The 18178-nt window shown below is 67.7% G+C and carries 13 protein-coding genes; all 13 read left to right on the top strand.

What is annotated here, in order from left to right:
• Nucleotides 1–158 precede the first annotated feature (158 nt).
• The 13 genes from P7L68_RS14265 (at nucleotide 159) to flhA (ending at nucleotide 18042) form a co-directional block, all read left to right on the top strand.
• The gene (locus tag P7L68_RS14265; RefSeq protein WP_372006293.1) at nucleotides 159–980 is read left to right on the top strand and encodes a gamma-glutamylcyclotransferase; all 822 of its coding nucleotides are present in this window, start codon (nucleotides 159–161) and stop codon (nucleotides 978–980) included.
• 127 nt (nucleotides 981–1107) lie between these two features.
• Nucleotides 1108–2385 carry a sensor histidine kinase gene (locus P7L68_RS14260; RefSeq protein ID WP_372006292.1) on the top strand — a complete coding sequence of 426 codons (1278 nt, stop codon included), beginning with the start codon at nucleotides 1108–1110 and terminating at the stop codon, nucleotides 2383–2385.
• Between the two features lie 132 nt (nucleotides 2386–2517).
• Nucleotides 2518–5823: a flagellar hook-length control protein FliK gene (locus P7L68_RS14255; RefSeq protein WP_372006291.1), complete on the top strand. Its 3306-nt coding sequence runs from the start codon at nucleotides 2518–2520 to the stop codon at nucleotides 5821–5823.
• A 22-nt stretch (nucleotides 5824–5845) separates the two neighbouring features.
• On the top strand, nucleotides 5846–6625 hold the full coding sequence (locus P7L68_RS14250; RefSeq protein WP_372006290.1) for a flagellar hook assembly protein FlgD: 780 nt from the start codon (nucleotides 5846–5848) through the stop codon (nucleotides 6623–6625).
• Nucleotides 6626–6793: 168 nt separating this feature from the next.
• Complete coding sequence (locus P7L68_RS14245; protein ID WP_372006289.1) at nucleotides 6794–8491, top strand: flagellar hook protein FlgE; 1698 nt, start codon at nucleotides 6794–6796, stop codon at nucleotides 8489–8491.
• 191 nt (nucleotides 8492–8682) lie between these two features.
• Entirely contained in the window at nucleotides 8683–9012 is a 330-nt protein-coding gene (locus P7L68_RS14240; RefSeq protein WP_372006288.1) for a DUF1153 domain-containing protein, read from the top strand.
• Between the two features lie 412 nt (nucleotides 9013–9424).
• Nucleotides 9425–11131, top strand: coding sequence for a flagellar basal-body MS-ring/collar protein FliF (gene fliF / locus P7L68_RS14235; protein ID WP_372006287.1), 1707 nt, complete (start codon nucleotides 9425–9427; stop codon nucleotides 11129–11131).
• Nucleotides 11132–11137: 6 nt separating this feature from the next.
• Nucleotides 11138–12160 carry a flagellar motor switch protein FliG gene (gene fliG, locus P7L68_RS14230; RefSeq protein WP_014744763.1) on the top strand — a complete coding sequence of 341 codons (1023 nt, stop codon included), beginning with the start codon at nucleotides 11138–11140 and terminating at the stop codon, nucleotides 12158–12160.
• Between the two features lie 44 nt (nucleotides 12161–12204).
• The gene (locus P7L68_RS14225; RefSeq protein WP_372006286.1) at nucleotides 12205–12912 is read left to right on the top strand and encodes a hypothetical protein; all 708 of its coding nucleotides are present in this window, start codon (nucleotides 12205–12207) and stop codon (nucleotides 12910–12912) included.
• A 74-nt stretch (nucleotides 12913–12986) separates the two neighbouring features.
• Nucleotides 12987–13340: a flagellar motor switch protein FliN gene (gene fliN / locus P7L68_RS14220; RefSeq protein WP_296719361.1), complete on the top strand. Its 354-nt coding sequence runs from the start codon at nucleotides 12987–12989 to the stop codon at nucleotides 13338–13340.
• Between the two features lie 100 nt (nucleotides 13341–13440).
• Nucleotides 13441–14208: a motility protein A gene (locus P7L68_RS14215; protein WP_296719358.1), complete on the top strand. Its 768-nt coding sequence runs from the start codon at nucleotides 13441–13443 to the stop codon at nucleotides 14206–14208.
• 114 nt (nucleotides 14209–14322) lie between these two features.
• Nucleotides 14323–15834 (top strand): sigma-54-dependent transcriptional regulator, encoded by a 1512-nt coding sequence (locus P7L68_RS14210; protein WP_372006285.1) that lies wholly within the window; start codon nucleotides 14323–14325, stop codon nucleotides 15832–15834.
• Nucleotides 15835–15888: 54 nt separating this feature from the next.
• Nucleotides 15889–18042: a flagellar biosynthesis protein FlhA gene (flhA, locus tag P7L68_RS14205; protein ID WP_372006284.1), complete on the top strand. Its 2154-nt coding sequence runs from the start codon at nucleotides 15889–15891 to the stop codon at nucleotides 18040–18042.
• Nucleotides 18043–18178 lie beyond the last annotated feature (136 nt).

The raw sequence follows: 18178 nt of genomic DNA, 5'->3' as shown, positions 1-18178 counted from the left end.
GATACGCAAGACTGTTGTATTATTTCGCATGCCGATCAATTGCGCTCGTCGCTGCGCCGCGCCGAGACAAAAGGTCGCTGCGTCGCTATACTGTCATTCTCCACGGGGCCTGCGCCACACTTCCGCAGGCTGCCGGCCATCATCGGTGACGCCACGGCATGACCTCACCCGACAACGGGCGTGCGGCCGCCCTTTCCGACACCACCGCCGCGGCTTCAGAAGCCACCACCGCCTCCGGGACGGCGGACGGGCCGCTCGCCGGCGGCGGGCCGCACGGCGTCACCCGCGAAATGCTGCAGGCAGACGAGATCCGCCGCCGCTTCGCCCGGCTTTATCCGCACATCCATATCCTGGACGATGCCGAGCTGGCCCGGTCGCTGGAAGAGATGCTCGACACCGCCCCGCCCGGCGCCTTCGACGGCGGCGCGCCACGGCTGTTCGGCTACGGATCACTGATGTGGAATCCCTGCGTGGCGATCACCGAACGGCGACATGCGCGGGTGGTCGGCCTCCACCGCAGCTTCTGCCTGTGGATGCCCTTTGGCCGCGGCACGCCCGACCGGCCCGGGCTTATGCTGGCCCTGGATCGCGGCGGGTCGTGCACCGCCATGACGCTGATGCCGGATCCGGCCGACTGGCGCGCCGAACTCGCCCTCATCTGGCGGCGCGAGATGCTGACCGCCTCTTACCTGCCGCGCTGGGTGTCGGCACAGACGCCCGATGGCCCCGTGCCGGCCCTCACTTTCGTGATCAACCCCACTCATGAGCGCTATGCCGGCCGGCTGACGGAAGACCAGACCGCCCGGATCATCGCCCGTGCCACCGGCGAACTCGGTTCATCGGCGGACTATCTGCGGGCCTGTGTGGGGGCGCTCGACGCCGCCGGCATTCATGACCGGCGCATGACAGCCCTGCTATCACGGGTGGAATACCACCAGCAGGCGTACACGGATATGCCCCAAGACATCAGTGGTCGCTGAGTCCCATATTCGTCACGCGGAATGCTGTGGACAGGACCGTCACCACGGGTTAACCAGGACACATCATGCGCCCTGCACTGTGGAACGGGCGCGCCACCGCGAGCGGCCATCGGGCCGCGCAGGAGAGATGACGCTCGACCTGACCACCGACCGGCGGAAAATCGAGACGCAGCGCCGCTATCGGGTTCTCGGATCGGAGTCTGCACCGGCGCTGGGCCAGCTCGTGACAGCGACGGTCTCGGCACTGGATGCGACCGCCGGCATGTTGGTGGGCCTGGACGACCGCGGCTTCCGTGTCCTGGCGGGCACTCTGGCCGACGGGCGCAGCATCCCCGGCTCTCAAGATCTCTTCGAGCGGGTCAGGCGGCACCTGAGCAGCGACGGCGATACGGATCTGCATCTGGCGGAGGTCCGGGCCACGGATGGCACCCCGATTGCCGTTCTGGCGCTGGAGGGCTGCCCGCCGCTGGATGCCCGGGCGACCACCATCCTGCAACGGCAGACCGAAGCCTTGCGCGCGGTGATGGATCTGGGCGTGACCGTGGCGACCGCCCTCGATCAGGCCGACCGTCTGGCCGCACACGAGGCCGAACTGACCCATCAGAGCAGCCTTCTGGAGCAGCAGGCGGAAGAGCTGGTCCGGCTGGCCGAGGAAAACTACGCCCAGCGGCTCTCGGCCGAAGGCGCCTTCCAGCAGAAATCGTTGTTTCTGGCCACGCTCACCCACGAGCTGCGCACGCCGTTGACCGCGATCATCGGCTTTGCCGAGCTGATGGAACAGCAGGTTCTGGGGCCGGTGGGCAACGAGACCTATCTGGGCTATCTGAACTCGATCCACGGCAGCGGCCGGCATCTGCTGTCGATCATCAACGATCTGCTCGACATGGCCAAGATCGAGGCCGGCAAATACGACGTCACGCCCACCGCCATGGCCGCCAATCCGGTGCTGTCGCAGACCATCCGCGTGGTCGGCGGGCTTGCGATCGAAAAGCGGGTGCGGATCATCTGGATACCGCTGCGCCCTTCGCCGGAGATCGTCGCCGATGATCGGGCGCTGAAGCAGGTGATGCTCAACCTGTTGTCCAACGCCATCAAATACAGCCCACCCGGCGGCGCGATTACGGTCCACAACCGGACGGAAAATGGCCGGTTCATCGTCGCCGTCGCCGATGAAGGCCCCGGCATCGCCCCGGATGATCTGGCCCGGCTGATGCGTCCCTATGAACAGGCCCGCAATGGCGGCGCCGAAACCCAGGTCAAGGGCACCGGGCTCGGCCTGACGATCAGCCGCATGCTGGTGGAACTGCAGGGCGGCACGCTGACGCTTGAAAGCACCGAGGGCCGGGGCACCACCTCGTGCTTCGACCTGCCGCTGGCCACACCCGACGCCCGACGGGCGGACTGACATCTCCCGCACATCGACATAGTCAACCCGGGACCCGATAGTCAACCCGGGACTGGCACGGTACTTGCTGATCCCGGGGGCGCACGCATCCCCGACCGTCGGGGTGCGGCCCCCGGTCGAAAGCCGTTGCCGATGTCCGCTGTTGCCCCCGCATCGCTGACTGAACTTCTGTCGGGCCTGATCGGCCGTTCCACCGGATCCGCCGGCGGGACGGCGGCATCTGCGACCGCGCAGCTGTCGGACGACAGTGCCGCCGTCTTCCAGGCCCTGCTGGCCGCACGTGTTGCCGGTACCCCCGAGGCGGCGGCAGGCATGCGAGAGCCGGGCCAGCCCGGATCCACGGACCGGCCGGCCGGCGGCAGCACCGCGACGACCACTTCGGCAACAGCCATTCCCGCCCCGGCCGGCCGCACAGCCGGCGTGGCGATCGACGACGCCCCCGATACACGCCCTTCCGCCGGAGCGGCGCAGGCCGTCCCGGTCCCCGCAGCCCCGGCTGCGACCGAGGCGCCGGCCAGCCTTCTTGCGGCCGACCGAACCGTCGCCAGCCGTCAGCCGGCCGCAAGCCAGGCACCGCTCGCGCAGGACACGGCAGCCGAGCGGACCCGCACCGCGCCGCAGGCGCCCGAGAGTGCCGGGACCACGACAGAGCCCCCGCGTCACAGCACCAATCCGGCAGTTTCCCCCCGGCAGGATTTGCCGATGCCGGCAATTGCTGCCGTGGCAGGGAAGCTGTCGGCAATCGGTGCCGGCGCCTGGACAGAGACGGCTGCTGAAACGGAAACGACTGCGAAGACGAGGGCCGTTGCCGAGACCGACGCCGTGACGGACACGGGCACGGCCGTAAATGCCGAAACGGCTGAAGAGACGGAGGCCGGCGGAGAGACGGCGACGGGTATAACGGCCGATACCGCCCCCGAGGCGGCGCCCCCGATCCTTGGCCGGGATCTTGCCGCCCGCGCCGTCACCGCGGCCGCAGCGGTGATCGATACCGCCCGCATTCGTATGGACAGCGCGCCGGCGGTGCCTCACGCAGCCGGCGGGTCGGCACGGGTGGATACCGCGCCGGCGCCGCGCGACACGGCGACCGATGGCGATGCCGAGGCGACGACGGCAGCCCTCTTTGCCGGCTCTCAGCCGACCACCACCCTGGCGGGTGCGTTTACCCCTCCCTCCGGCCCGGTGACGGCGCCAGCCACGGCAGCCGCCCCCATGACGCTGACACCCGATGAGGTCGTGGTTGCAGGTGTGGCACAGCCCTCCACGGCGGCGCCTGCGATGCCCGACATTCCGGGGGCGGACCAGACCGTCACCGTCACGGTGCCGGGAGCGATCAGTTTCGAAGAGGCGGTTTCGGCCGCACTCGACAATCCCCCTGTGGGCGACGACACCGTTCTGGCGGTCACCATGCCGGCCGGCCGTGAGGGCGTGGCCAACACCCGCACCCGGCAGCACGCCACCTCTGGCCGGGCGGTGGAGACTGCGGGCGGCGACCCGACGGGGCGGATGGACCTGCCTGTCGGGCTGGCGCGCCCTGCCGGCCGCACCGTAGCCTTCACCGGCTACACCGACACGGCCGCAGTGCCGGCAGGCCACAACGGCGCAATCGAAGCGGCGCCGGCCACGCCCGCCCGAGCAGCTGATACCGGAGAGACCGGCGCCCCCCGCCGGCCGGCCACGGCGGCGGTGACCGAAGCGGCTATGGTGACGACCACGGCAGCCGATGGCACACGCCAGGTGGAGATAACCCGCGACACCGGGAACCTCCGGCCGACGGCGTCCACCGCCAGCCCCCCCGTGATTGGTGCCGATGCGACGCCGGTGGCCGATCGTCCGGCCGTCGACCGCCCGACCACCGGTCGGTCGATGGTCGATGCGCCGACGGTCGATGCACCCGCGGCCGATGTCCCGATGACGGGGGCGCCGAAGACGGCTGCATCGACAAAGGACGCCCCGGTGGCCGACGGCGCTTCGCCCCGCGGCGGGGCGGCCTTTGAACAGCGCGGTCTTGCAGATGCACGCCCGGGCGCACGGCCTCAGGTCGACATGCCGGCTCAGCCGGCTGCGGTCGTGCAGACGGTGAAGACGAGCGATGCCCGACCTTCTGCCGCCACACCTGCCACGACCGAGGTTTTCCCTGCCGGCCGCACCGGAGCGGCAGCAGAAGCGACCCCCGCACCGCAGACAGCCCCGGCCCCGCAGGCGGCTTCTGCGGCGGAAGCCGGCCCGGCCGGACAGGTCGCGCCTGCAGGCCCTGCGCCCGAAAGGGCGATCATGGGCGCCGACACCGTTCAGGCTGCCCCCACCGCCGGAACGGCGGGACAGGCGGCCGAAGGACGGTCCGGCACCGATGCCCCGGCAGCTCCTGTCCGGCAGACGGCAATGGCTGCCGCCACGGCAACCGGCCCGGCGGCAGAAACTGCCGCCCCGGCAGGAAATGCCCGCACAGAGGGACAGAACCTTCCGCCCCGGCAGGATTTGTCCGCCGCGCGCACGGACATGCCGGCGGTGGCGGCAGTCGGTTCCCCCGATGCAGCGCCCCTGACGGATGACGCCGTCCAGCCGTCAAACATCCGCCAGACAGGCGAGGCCGGCGCCCGGCAGACGGCGGCGGACATGGCATCTGCACCGCGCGCCGCCGCCGCAGAACCTGCCCGCGAGGCCACGACGTCCCGGGCGCAGGCGCAGATTCAGGCCCTTCCGGCCGGAGCCGCCGCCATTTCGGCGATGACCTGGTTCGACGAGGCCGGCCAGACCGCAGTGACCGGCGGCGACCCTGCCGCTGTGATGGGGCTGTCCGAAACCGGCACCACCCGTAGCGGCTGGTCGCCCCAGGCGACGGCTGCGTCCGCATCGGCCCCGTCACTGCCGATGCAGGATGCCCTGCCGGGCAAGCCGGCGATGCAGGTGGCACAACACATGCATACGGCTCTGACGAGCGGCACCCCTCTGACAGGTGGTGAGAGCCACTTCGTGATGACCCTGATGCCGGCCGATCTCGGCCGGGTCCGGGTCGAAATGAAGATCGACGCCCAGGGCCGGATCAGTGCCCGTTTCTCGGCCGAAAAGCCGGAAGCCGTCGATGCCCTCGCCGCCGACGCACGCGATCTGGAACGCAGCCTTACCCAGGCCGGGTTCCGTATCGAGCCGGGTTCGCTGCGCTACGACGTCGATCGTTCCCTGGCCGGCCAGGCGGGGGGGCAGCAGATGGCGGGGCAGCAGGGACAGCAGGGCCAGGGCTTTGGCGGCCAGGGCTTTGCAGGCCAGGGGTCCGGTGGAATGGCCGGTGACGGCGACCGCCGCGGCAACGGGGCCCCGCGCCGCGACCGCGACACGAATACCGATCGCGACCCGCTGGCCGGGATCGGAAGTCTGAACGGCCTGGCGGCGGACCAGGTGGCCATGATCGACGGCCGCCGCGTCGACATGCGGATCTGAGGCGAGGGGAGCAGAGGACATCATGGCGACCAGCTCCGTCACGAATACGGCAACAACCACCGCAACGACGGCGAAGTCGACCCTCGCCGGCAACAAACTCGCCGACGATTTCGATCAGTTCCTGACGCTGCTCACCACGCAGCTCAAGAACCAGGATCCGACCAACCCGCTCGACACCAATGAATTCACCAACCAGCTGGTTCTGTTCACGCAGACCGAGCAGCTCGTCCAGTCGAACAGCAATCTGGAGAGCCTGATCTCGCTGTCGGAAGGCCAGCAGGTGGCGAACGCCGCCTCGTATATCGGCAAGGTCGTCGACGCCAATGGCGACACGATCCAGATGACCGACGGCAGCGCCAGTTACCATTACCGCCTGCCCCAGAACGCCGAGAAGGTGACGGTCAACATCATCGACGAAAGCGGCAAGGTGGTCCGGTCCGAATCGGGCGAGACCACGGCAGGCGTGCACAACTACGAATGGGACGGCAAGGACAGCGAGGGCAACCTGCTGGAAGACGGCCAGTACCGGATGAGCGTCACCGCGCTCGACTCCACCGGCAAGACGATCGCGGTCACGACCTCCATCACCGGCACCGTGCAGGGCGTGGGCATCACCGACGGCAAGATCGTTCTGGACGTGAACGGGGTCGAGATCCCGCTTTCGGAGGTGACCGGCATTCGCGACGCCTCGACCGCGACCAGCGAGACCGAGGCCACGCTGAAGACCCTCCAGCAGCTCTACAATTCCGGTCTCATCGACCAGTCGACACTTCTCGCGGCTCAGGAAGCGGCCGCGGCTTAAAGATCCCGGGAAGAGGCGGCGCCACCCCGCGCCGATCTTCAGAGCTTGGGCGGATGGCCAGGACGGCAATCTGCCAGAACCATCGGCCGGCGGACCAGAGGTCCCGGCCTGAAAGTCAGAATCAGGCGGGCGGACGTGCCCCGCCCCCATGATTGAGGAGTGCCCCTGATGAGCTTCGGTCTCTACGGCTCGCTCTATTCCGGTGTCTCGGGCCTGGGTGCCCAGAGCACGGCGATGGGCGTCATCTCGGACAACATCGCCAACGTCAACACCGTCGGCTACAAGGCGAAGAACACCAATTTCCAGACGCTCGTGACCGATAGTGGCTCGAAGTCGTTTTACGCGCCGGGTGGTGTCCGCGCCAGTGTCCAGCAGCTGATCGACCAGCAGGGTCTGGTTCAGGGAACGACCTCCGGCCTGGACGTGGCGATTTCCGGTGACGGCTTCTTTGTCGTCGAAGGCAAGGCCACGGGCACCAACGAGGTGCTCTATACCCGCGCCGGATCTTTCGTGCCCGACGAGCAGGGCTATCTGCGCAATGCCGCCGGCTTCTACCTGCAGGGCTGGCCGCTCGATTCGGCCGGTCGCCTGCCGGGCGAAGCGGGCAACGTGACCAACACCACCTCCTCGGCCGATATTTCAAGCCTGGAGACGGTGAATGTCGGGCAGATCAGCGGCACGGCTGTCGCGACCACCGAGATGACCGTCGCGGTGAACCTCAACACCAACGAGACCACCTATACCGGTGCCACCTCGACCAGCGCCCCGACCTCGGGCGTTTCCACCTCCGACGATCTGATCGCCGCCGGTGTCGTCACCGCCGGCGATACGATCACCCTGTCGGACGGGGTGAACACGGTCACCTTCACGGCCGGCACGGGTGCGGGCCAGTTCTCCACCCTGGCCGAGCTGGCCGATCTGGTGGAAGGTACCGGCAATTTCGTCGCCGAGCTGGGCGGCACCGCCACTGCCGGCACGATCTCGATCTCGGCCTATGATCCGCGCCGTCCGCTGACGGTTTCGGGCGCGGCGGCGACCGGCGCCCTCAGCCTCGACGTGACTGCCTCTCCGGCGACCTATGATGCCGCCAACAGCGCGCTCAACATGAGCTCCGGCGCCGTTGCTTCGGATTTCAGCCGCTCTGTGCGCGTCTATGACGGACAGGGGCGCGGCCATGATCTGATGGTCAACTTCCTGAAGGTCGGCAACAACGAGTGGGCGGTGGAAATCAACGCCGTCGACAAGAACGACATCATCACCACCGCGCCGACGCCCGCGGGTCAGATCGCCGCCGGTGTCGTCACCTTCAATTCCGACGGCACACTGAACACGGTCTCGCCCTCGCTGACCAATGCACTGCATATCGACTGGGCGGCCGGCGCAGGCTCGTCGGATATCACCCCCGACTGGGGCACCGCCGGCCCGCTTGGCACCGGCCAGGCAGATGGCCTGCGCCAGTATGCCGGTGACTACGAGGTCCGTGATCTCAGCCAGAACGGCGCCTCTTCGGGCGAGTTGACCGAGGTTAAGATCGATGCCGACGGCTTCGTGGTCGCCTCGTTCAGCAATGGCGAACAGAAGCAGCTCTACAAACTGCCGATCGCGACCTTTGCCAGCCCGCAGAACCTGCAGGAGCGCACCGGCAATGTCTTTGCCCAGACCGACAAATCGGGCAATTTCAACCTGCGAGAATCGGGGCAGAGCGGTGCCGGGCTGATCTCGCCGTCGTCGCTTGAAGCATCGAACGTCGACCTGGCGTCGGAATTCACCGACATGATCATCACCCAGCGCGCCTACTCGGCCAGTTCGAAGATCATCACCACGGCCGACGAAATGCTGCAGGAAATCATCAACACCAAGCGCTGATCCCGCGGACGCAGACGCTCTCGGTACCGGGCACCGCCGTCCTCACCCCGCAAGGGGGACGGGAGGCGGTGCCCGGCGTTGTTCCGCGGCCTTCAGATTTTGTTAAACACATCGGACTAGCATCGGATCCGTGTCGGGCGTTCGGGCGACGTCGCCCCTTGCCCCGCAACCGTTGCGAGACCGTCCTTCCGATGACCACGCCCAGGCTGAAGCTGGTATCGCCAGCGCCCGATATTCCCGACACCGCCGACGGTAACGTCGTTGCCCTGCCGGAGAAGCCGACCCGGCCGAAGCGATCGGCAGCGCTGCGCTTCGATCTGCCGCCCGGCAACGGGGTGCGGTGGGTCGCCCGACGGAAGATCGAGGTCGTGGCGGCGGTCATGGCCGGTGCCGCGGCCCTCGACGATGTCTGCCGCCGCTATGCCCTCAGCCTCGAAGAGTTCGAAAGCTGGCGCCAGGCCCATGGTGCCGATGCCAGCCGGCTGATCGCCAGCCGTTCCCGTCGCGGACGCAAGGGTTGATCCGCCCCGGCCGCCGCGGCGACTGCTTACCTTTCGTTAAGATATTGATCCCCGGCGAGCCCCACGACACCGTCGGGAGAGAGCGCCGCTCCGGTACAGATTATCGGCGCATTCCTTGCATTTTTTCCAAAAACAAGACATTGCCAATGCGTTGAACCACAGTATGATCCGGGCGGAAATTTTTGCCGCCCACCCGGCAAAATCTGCCGGGCGTTAACCTTCTGTTCACCAAAGATCGCGTAAACAGGGGTGGGCGGTGCCATGCATCGCCCGGCTTTTTCGTGCGTGCCGATCCCTGGACGGGGATCGGGCGTCGTGCGAAGAGAGGTGTCGGGCGAAGACGGATCGTCGGGCCGGAAGAATCGTCGGGCGCCCCGGTCGGGGCATTGCGAGACGGAGTGGAACGGGTCTCATGGCGGATACGCTGAAGGCCTGGATGCAGGCACTGAAAGGATTGGGGCCGGCACGGCTTGCGGCACTGGGTGCCGTGGCGGGCGGTCTGCTGATCTTCGCGGTCTTCCTGGCCACCCGGCTGGGCAGCCCGACCATGGGCCTGCTCTATGGCGACCTCGACACCGCAGATGCGGCCTCGGTCGTGGCCGAGCTGGAACAGGCGGGCGTGCCCTATACGCTCAGCCCCGACGGCCGCCGGATCATGGTGCCGCAGGACCAGATTCCCCGTCTGCGCCTCACCCTGGCCGAAGGTGGCCTGCCCAAGGGCGGGTCGATCGGCTACGAAATCTTCGACCGCTCCGAAGGCCTCGGCACCACCGATTTTGCCCAGAACGTCAACCTGGTCCGCGCGCTGGAAGGCGAACTGCAGCGCACGATCATGACCATCGATGCGGTGTCGGCCGCACGGGTCCACATCGTGCTGCCGCGGCGGGAGCTGTTCTCCCGCAATCAGGCCGAACCCACCGCCTCGATCGTGGTCAGCCCCAAGGGTGGCCGCAGCCTGACCCAGGGCCAGGTGCGGGCCATCCAGCAGCTGGTCGCGGCCGCGGTGCCGGGGCTGCGGCCGGAACGGGTGGCGATCGCGGATGATCGCGGCACCCTGCTCGCCCGCGGCGACGGCGGCACCGAAGGCGCGCCGGGCGCTGCCCTCACCGCCGCCGAAGAGACCCGCCAGAACGTCGAAAGCCAGCTGCGTGCCCAGGTCACCCGTCTGATCGAGGAATCGGTCGGCCCCGGCCGGGTGCAGGTCGAAGTCCATGCCGAAATCGACCACAACCGGGTCACCATCTCGCAGGAGACCTTCGACCCCGACGGCCAGGTCATCCGCTCGCGCCAGGTGAATCGCGAAAACGAACTGTCGACCGAAGCCGGCGACGACGCGGTCACTGCCGCCAACAACATCCCCGACGCCCAGCAGGGCCAGGGAGCCGGCGGCAACCGCACGCAGTCCAACCGCGACGGCCAGACGGTCAATTACGAGATCTCGCGCACCGTGCGCAACGAGATCCGCGAGGGCGGGGCGATCAAGCGCCTGTCGGTCGCGGTGCTGGTGGACGGTACCTATGTGACTGCCGACGACGGCACCCAGACCTATCAGCCCCGCGCCGCCGACGAGATGGAACGCCTGACCCAGCTGGTGCGCTCGGCCGTCGGTGCCGACGACGAGCGCGGCGACCGGATCGAGGTGGTGAACCTGCCCTTTGCCCGCAGCCAGGAAGCCGTGACCGATACGGGGCTGCTGGGCCTTGGGACCAGCGACTATATGCGCATCGCCGAAATGGTGGTGCTGGCGATCGTGGCGCTGCTGGTCATCCTGCTGGTGCTGCGGCCGCTGGTCGGCCGGCTGGGCCCGCAGCCCGCCGGTGCGGGCGCCGGTGCCGGCGGCATGGCGGGCGTGGGCGGCGTGACCATGATCACCGGCCCCGACGGCACGCCCATGGCCGCCCTGCCCGGCCCCGACGGCAGCCCGGTTCCGGCTCTGGCCGGCCCCACCGCCGAACGGGCGCTGGCCGCCGCGATCGAAAGCAGCGAGGCGATGATCGACATCAGCCAGGTCGAGGGCCGGGTGCGGCAGTCCTCGATCCGCAAGATCGCCGAAATCGTCGACCGCCATCCCGAAGAAGCACTGGCCGTGATCCGCTCGTGGATCCGGGAAGAGGATTGAGCCTCCATGGCACGTGGCAAGAGTGAACTCCGGGGGCTGGGCGGCCCCGAAAAAGCCGCCATCCTGCTGCTGGCGCTGGGCGATGAATATGCCGCCAAGCTCTTCCGCATGATGGAGGACGACGAGATCCGCGAGATCTCGCAGGTGATGGCCTCGCTCGGCAAGGTCTCGTCCGAGATGGTCGAGGGGCTGCTGGTCGATTTCGCCGAGCAGATCTCGTCCACCTCCACCCTGGTCGGCACGTTCGAGACCACCGAGCGCCTGCTTCTGGCCTCAGGGCTTGAGAAGGAGCGGATCGAGGCGATCATGGAAGAGATCCGCGGTCCCGCGGGTCGCACCATGTGGGACAAGCTCGGCAATGTGAACGAGCAGATCCTGGCCAATTACCTGAAGAACGAATATCCGCAGACCGTGGCGGTGGTGCTCTCCAAGGTCCGGCCCGAACACAGCGCCCGGATCCTGGCCGCCCTGCCCGATGATTTCGCCATGGAAGTGGTGATGCGCATGCTGCGCATGGAGCCGGTTCAGAAAGAGGTGCTCGACGGCGTCGAGCGCACGCTCAGGGCCGAGTTCATGAGCAACCTGGCCCGGACCAGCCGCCGCGACGCCCACGAGATGATGGCCGAGATCTTCAACAATCTCGACCGTCAGGCCGAGTCCCGCTTCCTGGATGCGCTGGAAGGTCGCAACAAGGATTCGGCCGAGAAGATCCGCTCGCTCATGTTCACGTTTGAGGATCTGGGCAATCTGGCCCCCACCGGCGTGCAGACGGTGCTGCGCGTCGTCGACAAGGACAAGCTGGCGCTGGCGCTGAAGGGCGCCTCGGAAAAGATCCGCGAGCTGTTCGTCCAGAACATGTCGGAACGTGCCGGCAAGATGCTGCGCGAAGACATGGCCGCGATGGGCCCGGTCAGGCTCCGCGACGTCGACGAGGCACAGGCCTATATGGTGATGGTCGCCAAGGACCTGGCCGACAAGGGCGAAATCGTCATTGCCGACGGCAAGGGCGACGACGTCCTGGTCTACTGAGAATCCGCAGTCACGGCATCCGGCCCTGGAGGAACGGCAGAGACATGGCGGGCTACAAGAAGTTCACCTTCGACGTCAGCTTCGACGACGACATCGATTTCGGGCGGCCGCGCAAGAAGAAGCCCGAGCCGGTGGTCGAAGCCGCGCCCGTGCCCCCGCCGCCGCCGCCGCCGCCGACCTTCTCGGAAGCCCAGCTCGCCGCGGCACAGGCCGCCGCCTTCGAGGAAGGCCGGCGGGCAGGTGCCGCCCAGGCGATGGCTGCGATCGAACAGCAGACCCTGCAGGCCATCCAGCGGCTGGAACGCCAGTCGGCCGAGGCGATCCATGGCTGGCACGACCGGCTGGATGCGACCACCGCCGATCTGGTCCGGCTGGCCCGCATGATCGCGGTCAAGCTGGGCTGCACCGAGGAACAGCGTCTGGACCGGATCGAGACCATGTTGCGTGATTGCATTGCCGGCATTGCCGAAACCGGCGAGGCGGTGCTGCATGTCCACCCTGCCGCCGAGGCGGTGATGAGTGCGCGCGTGGCGCCGGTGCTGGCCGAGGAAGGCGTTCTGGGCCAGTGTCGGGTGATCGCGGATCCGGGCATCGCGCCGGGCGACGCCCGGCTGGTCTGGCCGGGCGGCATGGCCGTGCTCTCGCGTGAGGACATTCTGCAGAGGATCGACGAAGCCCTGGCGGAGGCAACGGCGCCAGGGCACGGTTCCGGCATGCAGCACTTGACGCCGGGGCATGCTCCGTCCGAATGATCACCTGACCTTCTCCTTTCACCCACCCCGTCCCTCTTTCCCCCTCAACCGGCGCCGCGGCGCGGAGATCATCGATGGCCGACGACAAGGACAATCTGAGCCTCGAAGAATTCGACGGCGAACGCCGCCGGGACAGCTCGCGCGACGAAATGGACCAGCAGGTCCCCGACGTGCCGCGCAGTGCCGCCGACCTCGAAGCCGTCTATCAGGTGCCGGTGCAGGTTTCGGCGGTGCTGGGCAAGGCCACCATGCAGGTGAACCAGCTGCTGAAGCTGGGCCGCGGCGCGGTGGTGGAGCTGGACCGCAAGGTCGGCGAGGCGGTGGACATCTACGTGAACGACCGGCTGGTGGCCCGCGGCGAGGTGGTCGTCGTGGAAGACCGGCTGGGCGTGACCATGACCGAAATCATCAAGACCGACCGCGGCTGACCTTCCGGTCCGCACACCGTTCTTTTCTGACGTCAACCTCCAGCGCCTGCCCTCGCCCCCACCGCCTTCCACGTCGGACCGGACCGGAACCCAGGACCTCATGGATCTCGCAACCGTCATCGGCCTTATCGTCGGCTTCCTTCTGGTGGCGGCGGCCATCATCCTCGGCGGCTCGGTCGGCGCCTTCATCGACGTTCCGTCGATCCTGATCGTCATCGGCGGCACCTTCTTCATCACCATGGTCAACTTCTCTCTGGCCGAGGTGATCCGGGCCCAGAAGCTGCTGGTGAAGACCATGGTGTCGAAGCCGGTCGATCCGTCGAAGGCAGCGATGCAGGTGGTGGAACTGGCGGATCAGGCCCGGCGCAAGGGCGTGCTGGGCCTGCAGCAGACACTGAACCAGCTGGAAGGCGAACCCTTCCTGCACAGGGCGTTGAGCATGGTGGTGGACGGCATCCCGGTGGAGGACGTGGAGCGGATCCTGAAGCGCGACATCTCGCAGATGGCCTACCGTCATATGCAGTCGGCACAGATCCTGAAGCGGTCGGCCGAGGTGGCCCCGGCGATGGGGCTGATCGGCACGCTGGTGGGTCTGGTGCAGATGCTGGGCAATCTGGAAGATCCCAGCACCATCGGCCCGGCAATGGCGGTGGCGCTGCTCACCACCTTCTACGGCGCGGTGCTGGCGAACATGGTATTCAACCCGCTGGCGGGCAAGCTGGAACGCAACTCCATGGAGGAGCAGATGTTCAAGCAGATCTTTCTGGCGGGGGCGACCTCGATCGGCCGGCAGGAAAACCCCCGCCGGCTGGAGCTGACCTTGAACGCGATGCTGCCCCCGGCAAAGCGGATCCAGTTCTACGACTGACCAAGACGCCAGGGGCCGCCGCCCATGCGGGACGGCCCCCCAAGACGACGAGTTCCGGTTCAAGAATGCCGGTGATGCCCCCCGGGGCGTAACGGCGGCAGGAGTAACCCCGAGATGCGACTTCTGATCATCGGTTCCCTGGGCGGCCAGATCGGCGCGGCGACGCGCATTGCCGTGTCGCGCGGCGCCAAGGTGTCGCAGGTTCCCGACGTGGAAGCGGCATTGGACCATCTGCGCGCCGGCCATGGGGCAGAGCTGGTGATGGTCGATGTCGGTCTCGACATCGGTCGCCTGGTCCGCAGCCTTGAACAGGAACGCATTCATGTCTCGGTCGTCGCCTGCGGGGTGGGGGCGGATGCCCAGGCGGCAGTGCGCGCCATCAAGGCGGGGGCCCGCGAATATATCCCGCTGCCGCCGGATCCGGAGCTGATCGCGGCGGTGCTGGAGGCGGTGGCATCCGAAGATCATGCGCTGATCTTCCGCGACCCGGCCATGGAACGGGTGGTGTCGCTGGCCGAACAGATCGCCCCCGCCGATGCAACCGTGCTGATCACCGGTGAAAGCGGCACGGGTAAGGAGGTCATGGCCCGCTTCCTGCACCGCAAGAGCCGCCGTGCCGATCAGCGCTTCGTGTCGGTCAACTGCGCCGCGATTCCCGAAAACCTGCTGGAAAGCGAGCTGTTCGGCCACGAGAAGGGCGCCTTTACCGGCGCCGTGGCCCGCCGGGTCGGCAAGTTCGAAGAGGCCGATGGCGGCACGCTGCTGCTGGACGAGATCAGCGAGATGGACCCGCGCCTGCAGGCCAAGCTGCTGCGTGTGATCCAGGAGCGCGAGGTCGACCGGGTGGGTGGCACCCGGCCGGTCAAGGTCGACATCCGCCTGATCGCCACCTCCAACCGCAATCTGGAAGACGAGGTCCGCCGCGGCAATTTCCGCGAAGACCTCTATTTCCGCCTGAACGTGGTCAATCTGCGCCTGCCGTCACTGCGCGAGCGGCCCTCGGATGTGGCGGCGCTGGCCGATCATTTCGTGCAGCGCTATGCGGCCGCCAACGCCCTGCCCGACCGGCCGCTGTCGCCCGATGCGCGCAGCCTGCTGCTGACCTATGACTGGCCGGGCAATGTCCGCGAGCTTGAAAACACCATGCACCGGGCGGTGCTGCTGGCGCGCGGCACCGAGATCGGGGCCGAGGCGATCATGCTGGCCGACGGCACCAACCTGGCGACGGCAGCCGCCCGTCGTCAGGAATTCCAGCCCCAGCGCGTCCCTGCCATGCCGCAGGCGAGCGTGCCCTCGCACAACCCCTATGCCAATCCCTATGGCGTGCCGCCGGTGGCCTATGGCCAGCCGGCGGGCTTCGCCCCGGCGGCCCCGGCCGCACCGGTCACCGCCGACGACGAGGACGCCACCCGTGCCCTGGTCGGCCGGACCGTGGCCGAGGTGGAACGCGACCTGATCATCAACACCATCCAGCACTGCCTGGGCAACCGCACCCATGCCGCCACGATCCTCGGCATCTCGATCCGTACGCTGCGCAACAAGCTGAAGCTCTATGCCGAGGAAGGCGTGGCGGTGCCGCCGCCGGCAGGCGGCGACTTCGAACGCTCCGGCGCCTATGATCGCTGATCAAGGCCGATCACACCGTGGCGGGGGATGGACGCATGACCAGGACTGCTACCGATGGCTGAACGAGGCGGTCTTCCGACACCCGTAACCGGACGCGGCCCCGGCGGCATGCCGCAGGGCGGCGGCCCGGGCGGCGGTGGCGGCGGTCTGCTCGGCCGGCTGGGCGCCATGCTCGGCAGCGCCGATCTGGTCGTCGCGCTGGGCATGCTCGGCATCCTGATCGTCATGATCTTTCCGGTGCCGACCTGGACGCTCGACCTGCTGCTGTCGATGTCGATCAGCCTGTCGGTGGTGATCCTGCTGATCACGCTGTTCATCCAGAAACCCCTGGATTTCAGTTCGTTCCCGACAATCCTTCTGGTCTCGACGATGTTCCGCCTGGCGTTGAACATCGCCTCGACCCGCCTGATCCTGAGCCATGGCCATGAAGGCACGGCGGCGGCCGGCCAGGTGATCGAGGCCTTCGGCCAGTTCGTGATGGGCGGCAACTTCCTGATCGGCGTGGTGGTCTTCATCATCCTGGTGCTGATCAATTTCGTGGTCATCACCAAGGGCTCGGGCCGCATCGCCGAAGTGTCGGCCCGCTTCAGCCTGGACGCCATGCCCGGCAAGCAGATGGCCATCGACGCCGACCTCTCCGCCGGGCTGATCGACGAGGCGACCGCCCGCACCCGGCGCAAGGAACTGGAAGACGAAAGCACCTTCTTCGGTGCCATGGACGGTGCCGCGAAGTTCGTGCGCGGTGACGCCATCGCCGGCCTGCTGATCACCGTGATCAACGTGGTCGGCGGCATCATCATCGGCACGGTGCAGCAGGGCATCAGCTTCGACGAAGCGCTGCGCAGCTACACCCTGCTGACCGTCGGCGACGGTCTGGTTTCGCAGATCCCGGCCCTGCTGATTTCCACCGGCGCCGGCCTGCTGGTCACCAAATCCGGCGTCATCGGCACCGCCGACCAGGCGATCATCGGCCAGCTGGGCCGCTATCCCAAGGCGCTGGGCGTCGCCGCCGGCCTGCTGCTGTTCATGGGGCTGCTGCCCGGCATCCCGACCGTGCCCTTCTGGGGCTTCGCGATCGTGCTGGGTTTCATGACCTGGCGGCTGATGAAGCGCGGCCAGCGCCTGGCGGTTGAAGCCGCCGAGGCAGAACTGCCGCCGCCGGCGGTGCCGATGGACGAGCCGATTTCCTCGGCGCTGCACATCGACCTGGTGCGCATCGAGCTGGGCTATGGCCTGCTGCCGCTGATCTCGGAAGAGCGCGGGCACCGGCTGACCGAACAGATCAAGGCGCTGCGCCGCCAGATCGCCGGTGATCTGGGCTTCGTGATGCCGGCGGTGCGCATCCAGGACAACATGCAGCTGCCTGCCAACACCTATGTCCTTCGGGTGAAGGAGATCGAGGCCGGGCGCGGCGAGCTGCGGCCCGCCATGCTTCTGGTGATGGATCCGCGCGGCGAGCCGATCTCGCTGCCCGGCGAAGAGACCACCGAGCCCACTTTCGGCCTGCCCGCGAAATGGGTCGACGAGACCCGGCGCGAGGAGGCGCATTTCCGCGGCCTGACCGTGGTCGATCCGGCAACCGTGCTCACCACCCATCTGACCGAGATGGTGAAAGAGTACATGCCCGAACTGCTGTCGCGCCTGGAGACCCAGAAGCTGCTCGACGATCTGGGCCCCGATCACCAGAAGACGGTGGCCGAAATCGTGCCCAGCCAGATCACGGTGGGCGGGCTGCAACGGGTGCTGCAGAACCTGCTGCGCGAACGCATCTCGATCCGCGACCTGCCGACCATTCTGGAAGGCGTGTCGGAAGCCTGCAGCTATACCCAGTCGGCCATGCTGATCACGGAACATGTCCGCGCCCGCCTGGCCCGCCAGATCTGCGCGTCGGTCATCTCGGAACAGGGCTATGTGCCGATCGTGACGCTCTCGCCCGACTGGGAGCACGCCTTCGCCGAAAGCCTGGTCGGCCAGGGCGACGAGAAACAGCTGGCCATGGCGCCGACGAAGCTTCAGGAGTTCATTTCGCGGGTCCGCCAGAGCTTCGAGCGCCAGGCCATGCTGGGTGAGACACCGGTGCTGTTGACCAGCCCTATGATCAGACCCTATGTCCGTTCAATCATCGAGCGCTTCCGGCCGATGACCGTGGTCATGTCCCAGAACGAAATCGACTCCCGCGCCCGCATCCGAACGGTGGCCCAGATCTGATGAGTTTGCTGTCGACGCCTCAGCCCCGACGCCTTCGGGCAGCGATCACCGCAGGGATCACCCGGGCCGGTGCCCCGGCCGGTGACCGGGCTGGTGGGCGCGGGGCGGAAGTTGACCGGCGCCGGGAGGTGTGGCC

Origin of the sequence: Tistrella mobilis, assembly GCF_041468085.1 — a bacterium.
In the GTDB taxonomy this organism is placed as follows: domain Bacteria; phylum Pseudomonadota; class Alphaproteobacteria; order Tistrellales; family Tistrellaceae; genus Tistrella; species Tistrella mobilis_A.
Note: the sequence above shows the minus strand (reverse complement) of the source record. Positions and strands in the feature narration are given on the sequence as shown.

What these genes read in the sequence shown, in the direction of transcription:
- P7L68_RS14210 (WP_372006285.1), top strand. Translation starts at nt 14,323, where the DNA reads ATGCGACTTCTGATCATCGGTTCCCTGGGCGGCCAGATCGGCGCGGCG.
- fliN (WP_296719361.1), top strand. Translation starts at nt 12,987, where the DNA reads ATGGCCGACGACAAGGACAATCTGAGCCTCGAAGAATTCGACGGCGAA.
- P7L68_RS14245 (WP_372006289.1), top strand. Translation starts at nt 6,794, where the DNA reads ATGAGCTTCGGTCTCTACGGCTCGCTCTATTCCGGTGTCTCGGGCCTG.
- P7L68_RS14215 (WP_296719358.1), top strand. Translation starts at nt 13,441, where the DNA reads ATGGATCTCGCAACCGTCATCGGCCTTATCGTCGGCTTCCTTCTGGTG.
- flhA (WP_372006284.1), top strand. Translation starts at nt 15,889, where the DNA reads ATGGCTGAACGAGGCGGTCTTCCGACACCCGTAACCGGACGCGGCCCC.
- P7L68_RS14250 (WP_372006290.1), top strand. Translation starts at nt 5,846, where the DNA reads ATGGCGACCAGCTCCGTCACGAATACGGCAACAACCACCGCAACGACG.
- P7L68_RS14240 (WP_372006288.1), top strand. Translation starts at nt 8,683, where the DNA reads ATGACCACGCCCAGGCTGAAGCTGGTATCGCCAGCGCCCGATATTCCC.
- P7L68_RS14225 (WP_372006286.1), top strand. Translation starts at nt 12,205, where the DNA reads ATGGCGGGCTACAAGAAGTTCACCTTCGACGTCAGCTTCGACGACGAC.
- fliG (WP_014744763.1), top strand. Translation starts at nt 11,138, where the DNA reads ATGGCACGTGGCAAGAGTGAACTCCGGGGGCTGGGCGGCCCCGAAAAA.
- P7L68_RS14260 (WP_372006292.1), top strand. Translation starts at nt 1,108, where the DNA reads ATGACGCTCGACCTGACCACCGACCGGCGGAAAATCGAGACGCAGCGC.
- P7L68_RS14265 (WP_372006293.1), top strand. Translation starts at nt 159, where the DNA reads ATGACCTCACCCGACAACGGGCGTGCGGCCGCCCTTTCCGACACCACC.
- P7L68_RS14255 (WP_372006291.1), top strand. Translation starts at nt 2,518, where the DNA reads ATGTCCGCTGTTGCCCCCGCATCGCTGACTGAACTTCTGTCGGGCCTG.
- fliF (WP_372006287.1), top strand. Translation starts at nt 9,425, where the DNA reads ATGGCGGATACGCTGAAGGCCTGGATGCAGGCACTGAAAGGATTGGGG.